This window comes from Streptomyces sp. JLBJ103 (genome assembly GCF_058215575.1).
Map to the genome: position 1 here is coordinate 8,275,582 of NZ_CM177089.1, position 14,540 is coordinate 8,290,121.

Sequence of the window (14,540 nt, forward strand, 5' to 3'; positions counted from 1 at the left end):
GGCGGGCGGAGAGACGAGCCAGAGTCGCCCTCCGAGGGGTACGAATTCAACTGGTTTTTCCTCAAGGAGCAGGGAACACGCCAATCCGCGTGCGGTGCCTCCGCGCCGGGATGGGACCATGGGAGACATGCGAATGTCCGGCACGATGTCCATGCGTACCGCGGCCGCGACCGCCGCCGCGCTGCTCCTCCTCACAGCCTGCGGCGGTGGCGGTGACAGCGGTGGCAACAAGGGCGGTGATGAGAGTAAGAAGCAGGCGCTGCACGGCGGAGCGTCCGCGCCGGACCCCACCCGTATCCCGAAGGTCGGCGACACCCTCCAGTCCCGGATCCCGGCCAATGCCCGCCAGGTCGTCGCGGTCTACGGCGAAGGGGTGAACTCCGCGGACTCCACCGTCGTGCTCTACACCAAGCAGGGCAAGTCCTGGGAGCGCACCCGCAGTTGGGCGGCGCACAACGGCAAGCGAGGCTGGACGACCAGCCATCACGAGGGCGACAAGCGCAGCCCAGTGGGCGTCTACACGCTCAGCGACGCGGGCGGGGTGCTGCCCGACCCCGGCGCTCGGCTGCCCTACACCGCGTCGAACTCCTTCGCCGCGCCCCACTCCTGGCCCGAGTCGCACTGGACCGACTTCAACTACGTCATCGCGATTGACTACAACCGCGTCAAGGGCGCTTCACCGCTGGATCCGACGCGGCCCGAAGGGCAGCGCAAGGGCGGGTCCATCTGGCTGCATATGGACCACGGCAGCGGTACCTCGGCTTGCGTCAGTATCTCCAAGTCCGGCATGGAGTATCTGCTGAAGAACCTCGACCCCAAGCAGCACCCTGTTGTTGTCATGGGGGACAGGGCGCATCTGGCCGCCTGAGACTCCGTCCGTCTGACGTCACGACATATGTCCTGTCGCTCACGACAGATGTGCGTACACAGGTACGTCACATGCGCAAAATGTTTCTGCAAGTGACTGGAAACATTTGCGTCATGTCTTGACGTGTTCAGCGCCAGCCCGACAGGCTGCCATCCGGAACCACCGCCCCCGGTGCGGCAGTTCCGCTTCCCCCCACGGTGGCCTGGCGCGTGGCTGCCTTCGTGGGCACTTCGGTGCCCGGATTCCGAAGGAGCCGCTTTATGCGACACCGGTCCCGTCTGCTGGGCGGAGCGCTGGCCGGGCTGCTCACCGCAGCAGCCGCCACTACCGTCGCCCCCTGGCCCTCCCAGGCCACCCCACCGGGCGACAAGACGGTCACCGCCACCCTCTTCGAGTGGAAGTACGAGGCGGTCGCGCAGGCGTGCAAGGACTCACTGGGCCCTGCCGGTTACGGCTATGTGGAGGTCTCGCCCGCCTCCGAGCACATCCAGGGCGGACAGTGGTGGACCTCGTACCAGCCCGTCAGCTACCGGATCGCCGGCCGACTCGGCGACCGGGACGCCTTCAGGAATATGGTGGACGCGTGCCATCAGTCGGGTGTGAAGGTGCTCGCCGACGCGGTCATCAACCACATGTCGTCCGGTTCGGGCACCGGCACCGGCGGTACGCCGTACGCCAAGTACACCTACCCGGGCACGTATCAGGACCAGGACTTCCACGGCTGCCGCGAGGACATCACCGACTACGGCAACCGCGGCGACGTCCAGAACTGCGAACTCGTCGGCCTCGCCGACCTCGACACCGGCAGCGACGATGTCCGCGGCGTCATCGCCGGTTACCTCAGCGACCTCCGCTCGCTGGGCGTGGACGGATTCCGCATCGACGCCGCCAAGCACATGGCCGCCGATGACCTGGCCGCGATCAAGGGGAGGATGGCCGACCCGGGCCTGTGGGTATCGGAGGTCATCCACGGTGCGGGGGAGGCCGTTTCGCCCGAGGAGTACACCGGAATCGGCGACGTCGACGAGTTCCGCTACGGTGGCCACCTCAAGAGCGCGTTCCAGGGCGGGGACATCGCCCAGCTGAAGTCGGTGGCCGACGGCAAGCTGAGCGGCGACAAGGCCCGGACCTTCGTCGACAACTGGGACACCGAGCGCAACGGCTCCACCCTCACCTACAAGGACGGCGCGTCCTACACCCTCGCCAACGTCTTCATGCTCGCCTCGCCCTACGGTTCGCCGAATGTGTACTCCGGCTACGAGTGGACCGACAAGGACGCGGGCCCGCCCGCGGGCGGCGCGGCAAGCTGCGGCAACGGCAGCGGCTGGACCTGTACTCACGCCAGGACCGACATCACCGGCATGGTCGGCTTCCACAACCGGGTCGCCGGTGCCGAGCTGAAGGACTGGTGGGACAACGGCGGCAGCGCCCTCGCCTTCAGCCGTGGCGACAAGGGCTTCGTCGCCCTCAACAGTGGCGACGGCGAGCTGAGCGAGACCTTCCGCACCTCGCTTCCCGCCGGTACCTACTGCAATGTGGCCAAGGCGGCACCGGAACACTGCGACGGCCATACGGTGACGGTTGCCGGCGACGGCACGGTGCGCACCACCCTTCCGGCCAAGAGCGCACTGGCGCTGCACACCGGCGCCAAGGGCTGAACGCCCGCCGGCTCCGGGTCCCGCCCAAGCGCCCCGCGTACGCGCCCGACGTACGCGGGGTGCGTGCGGTGCCGCGGGAAGGCCGGTCGTGAGCGGCCTCAGTGGTGGCGGTCGTGCGCGGCCTCAGCAGTGACGGCCGTGAGTGGTGGAGAGGGTGTCCAGCAGTCCGCCGAGGACCTCCCGCTGCTCAGGGCTGAGCGGCGCCAGGATGTCCTCCGCGGCCGCCCGGCGCGCGTCGTGCAGTGCCCGGAGCGTCGAGCGGCCGGTGTCCGTCAGCTCGACGCGCACCACCCGCCGATTGGTCGGATCCGGTACCCGGCGCACCGAACCATGTGCCTCCAGGGCGTCCACCAGCGTGGTCACCGCACGTGGCACCACCTCCAGCCGCTGCGCCAGATCCGCCATCCGCGGGGGCTCGTCGGTGTGTGCGACGGTGCGCAGCAGCCGGGACTGGGCAGGGGTGATACCCAGGGGCTCCAAATGGAGCTTCTGGGCGCGGTGCAGCTTCCGGGTCAGGCGCAGCAGCTGCTCCGCCAGGAGGCCGGAGGTCTCGGGCTCGGGCATGATCGGCAGTCTATCAGGACCAGGTTCATTGTGAGCTTAGGTAACAATGAGCTATGCTCCGGTGGCTTCGTACGACCGGACCGCCCGGTCCCCGGCCGCGTCTCTTCCGCCGCCGGACCCTGCCACCAGAAGGAGCCCATGCACCACGACGATGCGTCACGGACCCCGTCGTCCGCCGAACCGGAGCGCCCCGCCCAAGTGCGGCGCATCCTCCGGCTCTTCCGCCCCTACCGCAGCCGTCTCGCCGTGGTCGGTCTGCTCGTCGCCGCCTCCGCGCTGGTCTCGGTGGCCTCACCCTTCCTGCTGCGCGAGGTCCTCGACACCGCCATCCCCGAGCGCCGCACCGGACTGCTGACCCTCCTGGCCCTCGGCATGATCGCCGCGGCCGTCGTCAACAGCTGCTTCGGAGTGCTCCAGACCCTCATCTCCACCACCGTCGGCCAGCGGGTGATGCACGATCTGCGCGCCGCCGTCTACGACCGGCTCCAGCGCATGCCGCTGGCCTTCTTCACCCGCACCCGCACCGGCGAGGTCCAGTCCCGGATCGCCAACGACATCGGCGGGATGCAGGCCACCGTCACCTCCACCGCGACCTCGCTGGTCTCCAACCTCACCAGCGTCGTCGCCACGGTCGTGGCCATGCTCGCCCTCGACTGGCGGCTGACCGTGGTCTCGCTGCTCCTGCTGCCGCTGTTCGTCTGGATCAGCCGCCGCGTCGGCGCCGAGCGCAAGAAGATCACCTCGCAGCGCCAGAAGCAGATGGCCGCGATGTCCGCGATGGTCACCGAATCCCTGTCGGTGAGCGGCATCCTGCTCGGCCGCACCATGGGCCGGTCCGCCTCGCTCACCGAGGAGTTCTCCCGGGAGTCCGAGCGCCTGGTCGGCCTCGAGGTGCGCTCCAGCATGGCGGGCCGCTGGCGGATGTCCACCATCGGTATCGTGATGGCGGCCATGCCCGCCGTCATCTACTGGGCCGCCGGAGTCACTCTCCAGACGGGCGGCCCGTCGATCTCCATCGGCACCCTCGTCGCCTTTGTCTCGCTCCAGCAGGGGCTGTTCCGGCCCACGGTGAGCCTGCTGTCCACCGGTGTCCAGGTGCAGACCTCCCTCGCGCTCTTCGCCCGTATCTTCGAATACCTCGACCTGCCGATCGACATCACCGAACCCGCCGAGCCCCGGCGGCTGGAGAGCGTGCGCGGCGAAGTCCACTTCGACGGCGTCGACTTCGACTACGACTCCCAGGACTCCGCCTCCGCCGGGGGGACGCTGCGCGGTATCGAGCTGACCGTTCCGGCGGGCGGCAGCCTGGCCGTCGTCGGCCCGACCGGCTCCGGCAAGACCACCCTCAGCTATCTGGTGCCCCGGCTGTACGACGTGACCGGCGGCCGGGTGCTGATCGACGGAGTCGATGTCCGGGACCTCGACTTCGACACCCTCGCCCGCGCGGTCGGCGTGGTCTCCCAGGAGACCTATCTCTTCCACGCCTCGATCGCCGACAACCTGCGCTTCGCCAAGCCCGACGCGACCCATGAACAACTCGTGGCCGCAGCCGAGGCCGCCCAGATCCACGACCACATCGCATCCCTCCCCGACGGCTACGACACCCTGGTCGGCGAGCGGGGCTATCGGTTCTCCGGCGGCGAGAAGCAGCGCCTCGCCATCGCTCGGACGATTCTGCGCGACCCGCCGGTGCTGATCCTCGACGAGGCCACCAGCGCCCTGGACACCCGCACCGAACAGGCCGTCCAGGACGCCATCGACGCCCTGTCCGCCGGGCGCACCACCATCACCATCGCCCACCGGCTGTCCACCGTGCGGGACGCCGACCAGATCGTGGTCCTCGACGGTGGCCGGATCGCCGAGCGCGGCACCCACCAGGAGCTGATGGCCCGGGACGGCCGCTATGCCGCCCTGGTACGCCGTGACGCCCAGTTGTCACCCGCCCCGGTCGTCTAGGACAGGGCCTGGCAACGGGGCGTTCACATGAACTCGGCGCGCACCGCCTCCGTGTGCTCGCCGAGTTCGGGCACGGGCCGCATCGGGGCCCGGCGCCCCGCCACCTCGACCGGGGGCAGCAGTCCCCGCAGCGGTCCGACGGGGGAGTTGAACTCGCCCCAGCGCTCCCGGGCCGCCAGCTGCGGATGCGCGGCGAACCCGGCGACATCCCGCAGCCGGGCGTTGGCGATACCCGCCCCGTCCAGCAGCGCGATCAGACCCTCGGCGGTATGCCCCGCGAAGCACTCCTCCAGCTCGGCCGTCAGCTTCTCGTCATGGGCGCGGCGCAGCGGATTGTCGGCGAAGCGCGGATCACGGATGAGCTCAGGGCGGCGCAGCACCCGTTCACACAGGGCCACCCACTCGCGGTCGCTCTGCACACTCAGGAACACCTGCGCGCCGTCACCGCACGCGTAGGCGCCGTATGGGGAGATCGACGGGTGACGGGCGCCACTGCGGGCGAGGGGCGTTCCCCCGTACTCCTGGGTGAAGTACGGATGCCCCATCCACTCGCCCAGCGCGTCCAGGAGACTGACGCTCAAGTCCGTCCCCTCACCGGTGCGTTCCCGCTCGTACAGCGCGGTGAGAATCCCGGTGTAGGCATACATCCCGCCCGCGATGTCCGCGATCGAGATCCCGGGGCGGGCGGGTTCCTCAGGACTGCCGGTGATCGACAGCAGCCCCGTCTCGCACTGGATGAGCAGGTCGTACGCCTTCTTGTCCCGGTAGGGCCCGCTGTCGCCGTACCCCGAGATGGCACAGGTGATCAGACGTGGATACAGGGCCCGCAGCGTCCGGGCCCCGAGGCCGAGCCGGTCCACCGCCCCGGGCGCCAGATTGTGCACGAAGACGTCCGCGCGGGCGAGCAGCGCGTCGAGGACGGCCCGGTCGGCGTCCTGCTTGATGTCGAGGACAACGCTCTCCTTGCCGCGGTTGGTCCAGACGAAGTAGGCCGAGGCCCCCTTCACCGCGCGGTCGTAGTCACGGGCGAAGTCGCCCCGCCCCGGCCGCTCGACCTTGATGACCCGCGCGCCCAGATCGGCGAGCTGGCGGGTGGCGTACGGGGCGGCGACGGCCTGTTCCAGGGCTACGACGGTGATGCCGTCCAGCGGCTGTGCGGGCACGGATGACTCCTTCGGATACGGATAAAGGCCACTGGCTTCCCCGCGCGGGGCCACGGCGCTCGGCTCAGCGCGCGGCGCCACAGTGCTCGGCTCAGCCGAGCAGCCGCCGCAGGAAGGTGATCTGCGCTGCCTGCTGATGGGTGCCGCCGCCCTCATGGCCGTTGAAGTGCCACACCTTCAGCTCCTTCTCGCCCGCGTAGTGGTGGTACGCGGCGAAACCGCAGGACGTCGGGGTGATCTCATCGCGCAGCGCCGTCGAGAAGAGCGCGGGCGCCTGGGCGCGGACCGCGAAGTTGAGCCCGTCGAAGTGGTCCAGTGTGCTGAGTACTTGGTCCACCAGATCGCGCTGCCCGGCACAGAACCGGGCCAGTTCGCCGTAGGGGTCCGCGTCGGTGATCTCGAGCGCCCGTCGGATGTGCGTCATGAACGGCACATCCACCAGGGCTCCGGCGAGACCCGGCACCAGCCCGGCCGCGGCGAGCGCCATCCCGCCGCCCTGGCTGTTGCCGCTGACGACGATCCGGTCGGGGTCCACCAGCGGATGAGTCCGGGCCGCCGCCACCGCGCGTACGGCGTCGGTGTAGAGCCGCCGGTAGTAGTAGTCGTCCGGGGAGAGGATCCCCTTGGTCATCATGCCCGGTGCCTCCGGTCCGGTGCCGCCCGCCGGATCCGGGGTGGCGCCGGGCATCTTCTGGGACCAGCCCTGCCCACGGGTGTCCATCACGAAGACCGCGTAGCCCACCGACGGCCACAGCAGCCAGTTGTGCGGCAGCCCGCGCCCGCCGTGGTAGCCGATGTACTGCACCACGCACGGCAGCGGGCCCGCCGCGTCCCGCGGCGCCAGCAGCCAACCCTGTATCCGGTGCCCGCCGAAACCGGAGAATTCCACGGCATCGGTGTGCACCCGCGTCAGACCCGCGTCGTACGGCGTGAACACCGCGTCCGGGTCCGCCGCGTTCGCCTCGGCCAGCGTGCGCTCCCAGAAGGCGTCGAAACCCTCGGGCTCGGGCAGCGGAGGACGGTAGGCGCGCAGCTGATCCAGGGGCAGATCGACAAACACGTGACAGAACCTCCGAAGTTTCTGTACACCAGCGGCCGTCCGGGTATCCGATCAGCGTTCGAAGGGCTGGTCAAGGGGACACCGCGGCACCGCGGCCATGGTGTGCCCCGGGGTGGTGGCGACCGCGCGGGGGAGTCGTCCGATGGTCGGCGTCAGATCGCGTGGGTGCCGGTGGTCCAGCCGGGGAAGCGCCGCGCGCGGCCCCTGTGCGCGGTGCCGTCGGCGGAGAACGCCCGGCCCCGGTGGATCAGGCGCAGTCCGGCCAGGGCGGGGGCCGGCCGGTCGGCGACATGGCCGGGGAAGCGGGAGTCGTGCGTGAGTGACTGGATGGTGGCCGTACGCTCGACCGGAGCGCCGGCCCTTCGCCGGATCCATGGCCTCGATCGCCCGGCAGTCGATGCCGTAGTACCGCTCAAACAGGCTGCCCCCAGCGCCGTTGCGGGGCCGCGCAACGGGATTCGTGGCGGCGGCCCCGCGCTCCTCAGTGGTCGATCCGGGCGTCGTGCGGCCCGCTGTCCGATACCTCTCCGACATGGGCCGCGGCCGGGTCCAGCACCCGGTTGAGGAACGTCCGGGTGCGGGGGTGGCGTGGCGCGGCCACCACCTGTTCCGGAGCGCCCTCCTCCACGATCACCCCGTCGTCCATGAAGACGACCCGGTCCGCGACCTCCCGGGCGAAGCTCATCTCATGGGTGACCACGAGCATCGTCATCCCCTCGTCGGCCAGCGCGCGCATGACGGCGAGGACATCGCCGACCAGCTCCGGGTCGAGGGCCGAGGTCGGTTCGTCGAAGAGCATCAGCTCCGGGTCCATGGACAGCGCCCGCGCGATGGCCACCCGCTGCTGCTGCCCGCCCGAGAGCTGTGCCGGATAGGCGTCCTCCTTGGCGGTCAGACCGACCCGTTCCAGATTGGCCCGGCCGATGCGCCGGGCCTCCGCCTTGTCGCGCCGCAGTACCCGCCGCTGGGCGATGGTGAGGTTCTCCAGCGCCGTGAGGTGCGGGAAGAGGTTGAACGCCTGGAACACCATGCCGATCTTGCGCCGCACCCGGTCGATGTCCACGTCCGGGTCGGTGACCTCCGCCCCGGCCACGGTCACCGAGCCCGAGGTGGGCTCCTCCAGGAGGTTCACACAGCGCAGCAGGGTCGACTTGCCGGATCCCGAGGGGCCGATCACACACACCACCTCGCCCCGCCGGACCGTGAGGTCGATCCCCTTGAGCACCTCCAGCTCCCCGAAGGACTTATGCAGATTCTCGACCCGGATGGCAACACCGTCAGGCTGTGCCGTCGCGTTCTGCTCCTTCTGCCCCTTGTGTTCCTTCATCCTGCTCACCTCGCCTTCGCCGTACGGGCCTCGAGCCGCCGCACCAGATGTCCCAGCGGAACGGTGATGACCAGGTAGCACACCCCGGCCACCAGGATCGGGGTGAGGCTGCGGTGCTGGTTGAGCGCGTCCCGGCCGAACTTGGACAGTTCGTACTGGTCCAGGGAGAGGCCGAGCAGATAGACCAATGACGAGTCCTTGGTGAGCAGGATCAGCTCATTGGTGAGCGGCGGCAGCACGATCCGGAACGCCTGCGGAATGATGATCGAGACCATGGCCCGGCCGTGGGACATACCCAGTGAACGCGCCGCCTCCATCTGCCCCTTGGGCACCGCCTGGATGCCCGCGCGGATCGTCTCCGCCATATAGGCGGCGCCGACCAGCCCGAGCGCCAGCATCACGGTGACGTAGCGGTCCAGGGCCACCTGGAAGGCGAGCGGCACACCGAAGCCCAGCGCGATGAAGACCAGCAGTGCCGGTACCCCGCGAAAGAACTCGATGTAGGCGATCGACAGCCACCGGTAGGGCGGCACCTGGGACAGCCGCATCAACGCGAGCATCAGCCCCAGCACCAGCCCGAAACCGAAGCCGAGCAGGGTGTAGACGACGGTGTTGACCAGGGCCGTGGTGATGACGTCGGGGAACAGGGACCGGGCGACCTCCGCGTCGAAGAACGCGCGGCGCAGTTCACCCCAGTCCGCGGCCAGGACGAAGACGAGCAGCACGGCGAAGAGCACGGCGTACTGCACCGCCCGTATCGCCCGCGCCCGCTGCCGACGGGTCATTGCCATATCTGTGCGGACTCCTCAGCTCCGATGGCGGTTCGCTGGTGTCAGTTCGCGGCGGGCAGGGCCTAGCTGGCGGACTTCTTGGGCGCGGTGCCGAACCACTTCTTGTAGATCCGGTCGTACCTGCCGTCCGACCGCACTTGCTTCAGCACCTTGTTGATCTTCTTGCGGAGGGCGTCATTGCCCGTGCGCACGGCGATGCCGTACTGCTCTCCGGTGTTGAACTCGGCCGTGACCTTGGTGTCGGGGTTGTCCTTGACGTAGTCGTAGAGCACGCCGTTGTCATTGATGCCCGCGTCGACCTGTCCGGTCTTGACGGCGGTCAGCAGCAGCGCGAGGTCCTCGAACTGGACCAGCTCCGCGCCCTTGGCATTCTTCTGGGCGTAGGCCTCGCCGGTGGTTCCCTGCTGGACGGCCAGCTTCTTGCCCTTGAGATCGGCGAGCGAGGAGTAGGGCTTGCCCTTCTTGGTCACCAGGGCCTGGGTGGCCTCGAAATAGGGGGCGGAGAAGTCGAGATTCTTCTCCCGCACCTCGTTGATGGTCATTCCGGCGGCGGCGACATCGCACTTGTTGGCGTTGAGGTCCTCACCGGACTGGATGCCCTCGAAGGGCGTGTCGACGATCTCCTGTTTCACCTTCAGCGCCGAGGCGATGAAGTCGACCAGGTCCACATCGAATCCGACGACCTTATTGCCCTCCTTCGACTGGAAGGGGGCATACGGAAGGTGGGTGCAGGTGGTGAGCTTCCCGGAGTGCACCAGGCTGATGTCCGAGCCGCCGGACCCGGACGACGCGGTACTGGTGCACCCGGCCAGCAGGGCGACAGCGGCAGCTATGGCTGTGACGGACAGAGCGGAGCGAGCGGACACGGCACCTCCGGACATGGTCGGGGGGACGGCCCCACCGAACACGTGATCAGTGTGATGGGCGCATCCTGCCATCGGTGATGCCCGGTTGTCCCCGCCGTGTGCGTTGCGAGCGGATAACGGCTCCGCGGCTAGCGACGCCGCCGCCACCTGCGGCGCTTGCTCCAGAACCACCCGGCCGGAGGCTCGTCCGCGCGCCAGGGCTGGGGGTCGGGCCCACCGCGCCGCCAGCGCGCGCTCAGCATGCGGGTCCGCGCGGTGGGCTCGGAGACTTCCGCTCCGCGCACAAAATCCTCGTCGAGAACGACATCGTCCCAGCCGTCCGTATTGCCCGAGTTGTCTGCGTTGCCCGCGTTGTCTTCGGGTCCTCGATCCGTGGATCCGGTGCTCACGGGGCACCTCCCGTCCGCCGGTGCCGCTCGGGCACACTTCCTCGGACGGGGAACGTGTGGGGCGGCGGCCGAGTTCCGGTCCCGGCGCTGCCGTCCGTGTACGCCCACCAGGCGGGGCGCCGACCGCCGCGTCCGACGGGTCGTGATCATGGTCACCCCGCTCAGCAGCCCCGGTCGGCGAGGGCGGCCCAGCCGCCCCATGAGGAGGGCGGCTGGGCCGTGGTGGGGAGGCCGGGCCGCTCAGGCCGAGGCCAGGGCGTGCTGCTCCGCCACATGGGCCAGCACACAGGTGACGTTGTCCGGCCCGCCGGCCCGCTGGGCGAGCGCGACCAGCTCCCTGACCGCCCGCCCCGGATCGGACTGCGCGACCAGGACGCGCCGGATCTCCTCGTTGGGCACAACCCCGCTCAGCCCGTCCGAGCACAGCAGATAGCGGTCACCGTCCCGGGCGTCCCGCAGCGCCAGGTCCGGTTCGAAGTCCGCTCCGCAGCGCACGGCCCGCAACAGCAGTGCCCGCTGGGGGTGCGATGCGGCCTCTTCCTCGGTGAGCCGCCCGTCGTCGATCATCGACTGCACCAGGGTGTGGTCATGGGTGATCTGGAACAGCTCACCCTCGCGCAGCAGGTAGGCGCGGGAGTCCCCGATGTGGACCAGACCCAGCTCGGAGCCCGACCACAGAAGTGCGGTGAGCGTCGTCCCGACCCCGGCCAGCGCCGGGTCGGACGCGGCGAGTTCGTTGACCGACTCATGCACCCGCCGTGCCGCGTCCTCCAGCGCGCTCAGCAGCTGACCGCCCGGCACCTCCGCCTCCAGCGGTTTGAGCGCCTCGATCGCCGCCTCGCCGGCATGCCGTCCGCCGCCGAAGCCGTCGGCCACGGCGAGCAGCCGCGGACCCGCGTAACCGACGTCCTCATTGCTCTCGCGGACGGCGCCGGCGTCGGAGAGCACGGCGTAGCGGATTCCCAGGGTGCTGTGAACTGAAGACATCGCGGTGTCCTTCCCGGACAGATGGTCCTCGAGGAAGGCGGCCAGTTCCCGCCGGGCCGCCGTGTCCGCCTCCACCTGTGACCAGTACGCGCGGACCTCCCGGGCCGCGGCCCGGGGCTCCAGCTCGCACACGGCCCGGATCCGGGCCAGCGGCATGCCCAGACGCCGCAGCCAGACCACCAGCCGTGCCCGCTCCAGCTGTGCCGGATCGTAGAAGCGGTAACCGGAGTAGGGATCGACGCGGGCGGGCGTCAGCAGCCCGAGCTCGTCATAGCGGCGGAGCGCCTTGGCGGACAGCCGCGCCGCTCGCGCGAATGCCCCGATCGTCAGCAACTCCATGTCCACCCTCCTCGAGCCGGGCGTTCGCCCGGTCACCGCCGATGCTGAGCCTTCCCCCGGGAGGAAGGTCAACGGCGAGGCGGCGGTTCCCTAGGCGATCCGGTCGAGGTCGGTGCGGAGCACCTGATGGAGCGGTGGCGCCCCGGCCATCAGCCGTTCCACCTCGTCGGTCACCGCCGCACCGAGCCGCTCCAGCTCATGGCCCATCGCCCCCGCGATATGCGGGGTGAGCAGGACGTTGGGCAGGGTGAACAGCGGTGATCCGGCGGGCAGCGGCTCCGGTTCGGTGACATCCAGGACCGCCGAGATCCGGCCGGTGGACAGCTCGGTCAGCAGGGCGTCGGTGTCGACCAGCGCGCCGCGCGCGGTGTTGATGAGCGTGGCGCCGTCCGGCATCAGGGCCAGCCTGCGACTGTCGAGCAGCTGCCGGGTGGCGGGCAGCGACGGGGCGTGCAGGCTCAACACCTCACTGGTGGCCACGAGTTCGTCCAGCGGCAGTGCGCGTACACCGAGCGCCTCCGCCTCCGGCGGTGCCAGATGCGGGTCGTACACCGACACTTCCAGATCGAACGGGCGCAGCAGCTCGATCACCCGGCGACCGATCCGGGAGGCGCCCACGATCCCCACCCGGCGCCGGAAGTTGCCGATGCGCGCGGTCCGTCCGGCGGAGGGGAAGCGGTGCTCGGTGGCGTACAGGGCGCGCAGCCGCAGGGTGTCCTTGCCGGCCAGCAGGATGGTGGCGAGGGTGAACTCGGCGACGGGCAGGGCGTTGGCCGCCGCGGCGGAGGAGATCAGAAGCTCGCGCTCCCAGCAGGCGGGGGTGATGTGTCCCTTGACGCTGCCCGCGGCGTGCACCACCGCGCGCAGCTTCGGAAGCCCGTCGAGCACCGCGGCGGTCAGCGGTTCGCAGCCCCAGCCGGTGATCAGCACCTCCACGGCGGCCGGGTCGGCACCGGTCACCGCCGACGGGCGGACAGCGGCGGCGGGCGGGATCGTCACGAACGCGGTGAGGCGGTCCATCAGCGGCGCGGGAAAGAGCCTCGGGAGATGCACGGGGTCCATCACGAACAGCGCGGCGGGGGAGTCGGGCACCATGGCCTCCTGGTCACACAGGCGATATGCGATCAGCCTCTCTCGCCCTGAAGAGACAGGCCAATAAGAAAGAGAAACAGCTCAATCCGATATAGCTGTGTCATTGCTAATAATCAGTCATATTCTTGCATCTTCCCCTCTTTAGGTATTCGCCATGCTTTCCCTGGGCACTGACGGTGTATCCGCGCACACCTGTGCGCTCTCGTGGCCTCACGCGAAGGGGCCTCACGAGAAGAGGGAGGTTCCTCATGTCCATTTCCACCACACCCGGAACCGTGTGGGGCACCTGGATCAACCTGCAAGGCGGGATCCACTCCGAGCCCGCCCCGGTCCTGTTCGCCGACGACCGGGTGCAGGTCTTCATCCGCGGCGGGTCGAACGCCCTGTGGAGCAGGGTCGAGGGCCGCGACGGCAGTTGGCTCGGCTGGTTCCAGTACATCGGTGTGTCGATCGACGGCATCCCCGCCCCCATCCGCGGCAAGGACGGCAGGATCCGGGTCTTCTACCGCACCCCGAACAACAACCTCGAGGTCATCACCCAGACCAGTCTCAACGGCGGCTACAGCGGGCCCCAGGTGCTGGTCACCGGCATCGGGGACGACCCGGCCGCGGTGCTCAACGCCGACGGCCGCATCCAGGTGTTCTTCCCCGGGACCGACGGCGCGCTGTGGTCCATCCGCAACCAGGACCTGCTGTACGAGACCTACACCGCACCGGTCTCCATCGGCGGAAGCATCCGCTCCACCCCCTCGCCCATCCTGGACGGCGGGGGACGGATCGTGGTGGCCGTCAAGGGTGTCGGCGACACCCTCTACACCACCCAGCAGACCGCCGAGAACTCCACCACATGGGAGGCCCTCGCCCTGGCCTCCAACAACGTCACCAGCCGTCCCTCGGTGTGCCTGGACGCGGCGGGACGGGTGCAGATCTTCTTCCGCGGATCCGACGCCGCGGTATGGCGGGTGGGCCAGAGCGACAACTACGAGACGTTCGGCGCCCCGGTCCAGCTCGGCGGCCAGATCGTCTGGCGCCCCACCTGCGGCCTCGGCCAGGACGGCCGGATCAACGTGTTCATCAAGGCCACCGACAACGCCCTGTGGGTCGCCGTCCAGTCCACCGAGAACGACCCGACCTACACCAGCTTCCAGTCGCTCGGCGGGTCCATCGGATCCGCGGGCATCAGCGTCCCCATCCTCAACGAGGAGAATCTGCTCTACGTCTTCCTCCAGGGCAGCGGAACCGCCAGAGACCTCTGGCTCCAGCGCCAGACGTTCGTCTGACCGCCCCCCGCACCGCGACCGGCCTCATCGCGCACCCCGAGGCCGTGACGAGCGCCGGCAGTGATGCCCACACTGCTGGCCTCTTGCATGTGCGGCCCTTCTCGCACCGACGAAGGCCCGCGACGGGCACCGCATTCGGAAGATCCACCGGGCGTGATGTCGCGGTCCCGGTGCAGACCTGGCAGGCTCAGCCCGGCGGA

13 protein-coding genes are annotated in these 14,540 nt (G+C 69.6%); 4 read left to right on the forward strand and 9 right to left on the reverse strand.

Annotated features, from left to right (window positions below; translation table 11 throughout):
* The first annotated feature begins 127 nt into the window (after positions 1 to 127).
* Positions 128 to 868 carry a hypothetical protein gene (locus tag AC4BEG_RS35110; protein WP_490703718.1) on the forward strand — a complete coding sequence of 247 codons (741 nt, stop codon included), beginning with the start codon at positions 128 to 130 and terminating at the stop codon, positions 866 to 868.
* Between the two features lie 260 nt (positions 869 to 1,128).
* Positions 1,129 to 2,526 carry an alpha-amylase gene (locus tag AC4BEG_RS35115; protein ID WP_490703719.1) on the forward strand — a complete coding sequence of 466 codons (1,398 nt, stop codon included), beginning with the start codon at positions 1,129 to 1,131 and terminating at the stop codon, positions 2,524 to 2,526.
* Between the two features lie 123 nt (positions 2,527 to 2,649).
* Here AC4BEG_RS35115 and AC4BEG_RS35120 read toward each other — a convergent pair whose 3' ends face one another.
* A complete protein-coding gene (locus AC4BEG_RS35120; protein ID WP_490703720.1) occupies positions 2,650 to 3,090 on the reverse strand; it encodes a MarR family winged helix-turn-helix transcriptional regulator in 441 nt (146 codons plus the stop codon).
* Positions 3,091 to 3,228: 138 nt separating this feature from the next.
* Here AC4BEG_RS35120 and AC4BEG_RS35125 point away from each other — a divergent pair, with 138 nt between their 5' ends.
* A complete protein-coding gene (locus AC4BEG_RS35125; RefSeq protein WP_490703721.1) occupies positions 3,229 to 5,046 on the forward strand; it encodes an ABC transporter ATP-binding protein in 1,818 nt (605 codons plus the stop codon).
* A 23-nt stretch (positions 5,047 to 5,069) separates the two neighbouring features.
* Here AC4BEG_RS35125 and AC4BEG_RS35130 read toward each other — a convergent pair whose 3' ends face one another.
* The 8 genes from AC4BEG_RS35130 to AC4BEG_RS35165 all read right to left on the reverse strand — a co-directional run bounded on the left by AC4BEG_RS35130 (position 5,070) and on the right by AC4BEG_RS35165 (position 13,063).
* Positions 5,070 to 6,209: a CaiB/BaiF CoA transferase family protein gene (locus tag AC4BEG_RS35130; RefSeq protein WP_490703722.1), complete on the reverse strand. Its 1,140-nt coding sequence runs from the start codon at positions 6,207 to 6,209 to the stop codon at positions 5,070 to 5,072.
* Positions 6,210 to 6,300: 91 nt separating this feature from the next.
* Positions 6,301 to 7,269, reverse strand: a complete 969-nt coding sequence (locus tag AC4BEG_RS35135) for an acetylxylan esterase (protein WP_490703723.1) — start codon at positions 7,267 to 7,269, stop codon at positions 6,301 to 6,303.
* Positions 7,270 to 7,750: 481 nt separating this feature from the next.
* Positions 7,751 to 8,596: an amino acid ABC transporter ATP-binding protein gene (locus tag AC4BEG_RS35140; protein WP_490703724.1), complete on the reverse strand. Its 846-nt coding sequence runs from the start codon at positions 8,594 to 8,596 to the stop codon at positions 7,751 to 7,753.
* Between the two features lie 5 nt (positions 8,597 to 8,601).
* Complete coding sequence (locus tag AC4BEG_RS35145) at positions 8,602 to 9,387, reverse strand: amino acid ABC transporter permease (RefSeq protein WP_490703725.1); 786 nt, start codon at positions 9,385 to 9,387, stop codon at positions 8,602 to 8,604.
* Between the two features lie 62 nt (positions 9,388 to 9,449).
* Entirely contained in the window at positions 9,450 to 10,253 is an 804-nt protein-coding gene (locus AC4BEG_RS35150; protein ID WP_490703726.1) for an ABC transporter substrate-binding protein, read from the reverse strand.
* A 128-nt stretch (positions 10,254 to 10,381) separates the two neighbouring features.
* Positions 10,382 to 10,642: an SGM_3592 family protein gene (locus AC4BEG_RS35155; protein WP_490703727.1), complete on the reverse strand. Its 261-nt coding sequence runs from the start codon at positions 10,640 to 10,642 to the stop codon at positions 10,382 to 10,384.
* A gap of 240 nt (positions 10,643 to 10,882) precedes the next feature.
* Positions 10,883 to 11,968: a MerR family transcriptional regulator gene (locus tag AC4BEG_RS35160; protein ID WP_490703728.1), complete on the reverse strand. Its 1,086-nt coding sequence runs from the start codon at positions 11,966 to 11,968 to the stop codon at positions 10,883 to 10,885.
* A gap of 90 nt (positions 11,969 to 12,058) precedes the next feature.
* Positions 12,059 to 13,063 (reverse strand): hydroxyacid dehydrogenase, encoded by a 1,005-nt coding sequence (locus AC4BEG_RS35165; RefSeq protein WP_490703729.1) that lies wholly within the window; start codon positions 13,061 to 13,063, stop codon positions 12,059 to 12,061.
* 245 nt (positions 13,064 to 13,308) lie between these two features.
* Between AC4BEG_RS35165 and AC4BEG_RS35170 the strand changes: the two genes are divergently transcribed.
* Positions 13,309 to 14,340: a PLL family lectin gene (locus AC4BEG_RS35170; protein ID WP_490703730.1), complete on the forward strand. Its 1,032-nt coding sequence runs from the start codon at positions 13,309 to 13,311 to the stop codon at positions 14,338 to 14,340.
* Positions 14,341 to 14,540 lie beyond the last annotated feature (200 nt).

What these genes read in the sequence shown, in the direction of transcription:
- AC4BEG_RS35110 (WP_490703718.1), top strand. Translation starts at nt 128, where the DNA reads ATGCGAATGTCCGGCACGATGTCCATGCGTACCGCGGCCGCGACCGCC.
- AC4BEG_RS35145 (WP_490703725.1), bottom strand. Translation starts at nt 9,387, where the DNA reads ATGGCAATGACCCGTCGGCAGCGGGCGCGGGCGATACGGGCGGTGCAG.
- AC4BEG_RS35140 (WP_490703724.1), bottom strand. Translation starts at nt 8,596, where the DNA reads ATGAAGGAACACAAGGGGCAGAAGGAGCAGAACGCGACGGCACAGCCT.
- AC4BEG_RS35160 (WP_490703728.1), bottom strand. Translation starts at nt 11,968, where the DNA reads ATGGAGTTGCTGACGATCGGGGCATTCGCGCGAGCGGCGCGGCTGTCC.
- AC4BEG_RS35125 (WP_490703721.1), top strand. Translation starts at nt 3,229, where the DNA reads ATGCACCACGACGATGCGTCACGGACCCCGTCGTCCGCCGAACCGGAG.
- AC4BEG_RS35170 (WP_490703730.1), top strand. Translation starts at nt 13,309, where the DNA reads ATGTCCATTTCCACCACACCCGGAACCGTGTGGGGCACCTGGATCAAC.
- AC4BEG_RS35120 (WP_490703720.1), bottom strand. Translation starts at nt 3,090, where the DNA reads ATGCCCGAGCCCGAGACCTCCGGCCTCCTGGCGGAGCAGCTGCTGCGC.
- AC4BEG_RS35165 (WP_490703729.1), bottom strand. Translation starts at nt 13,063, where the DNA reads ATGGTGCCCGACTCCCCCGCCGCGCTGTTCGTGATGGACCCCGTGCAT.
- AC4BEG_RS35115 (WP_490703719.1), top strand. Translation starts at nt 1,129, where the DNA reads ATGCGACACCGGTCCCGTCTGCTGGGCGGAGCGCTGGCCGGGCTGCTC.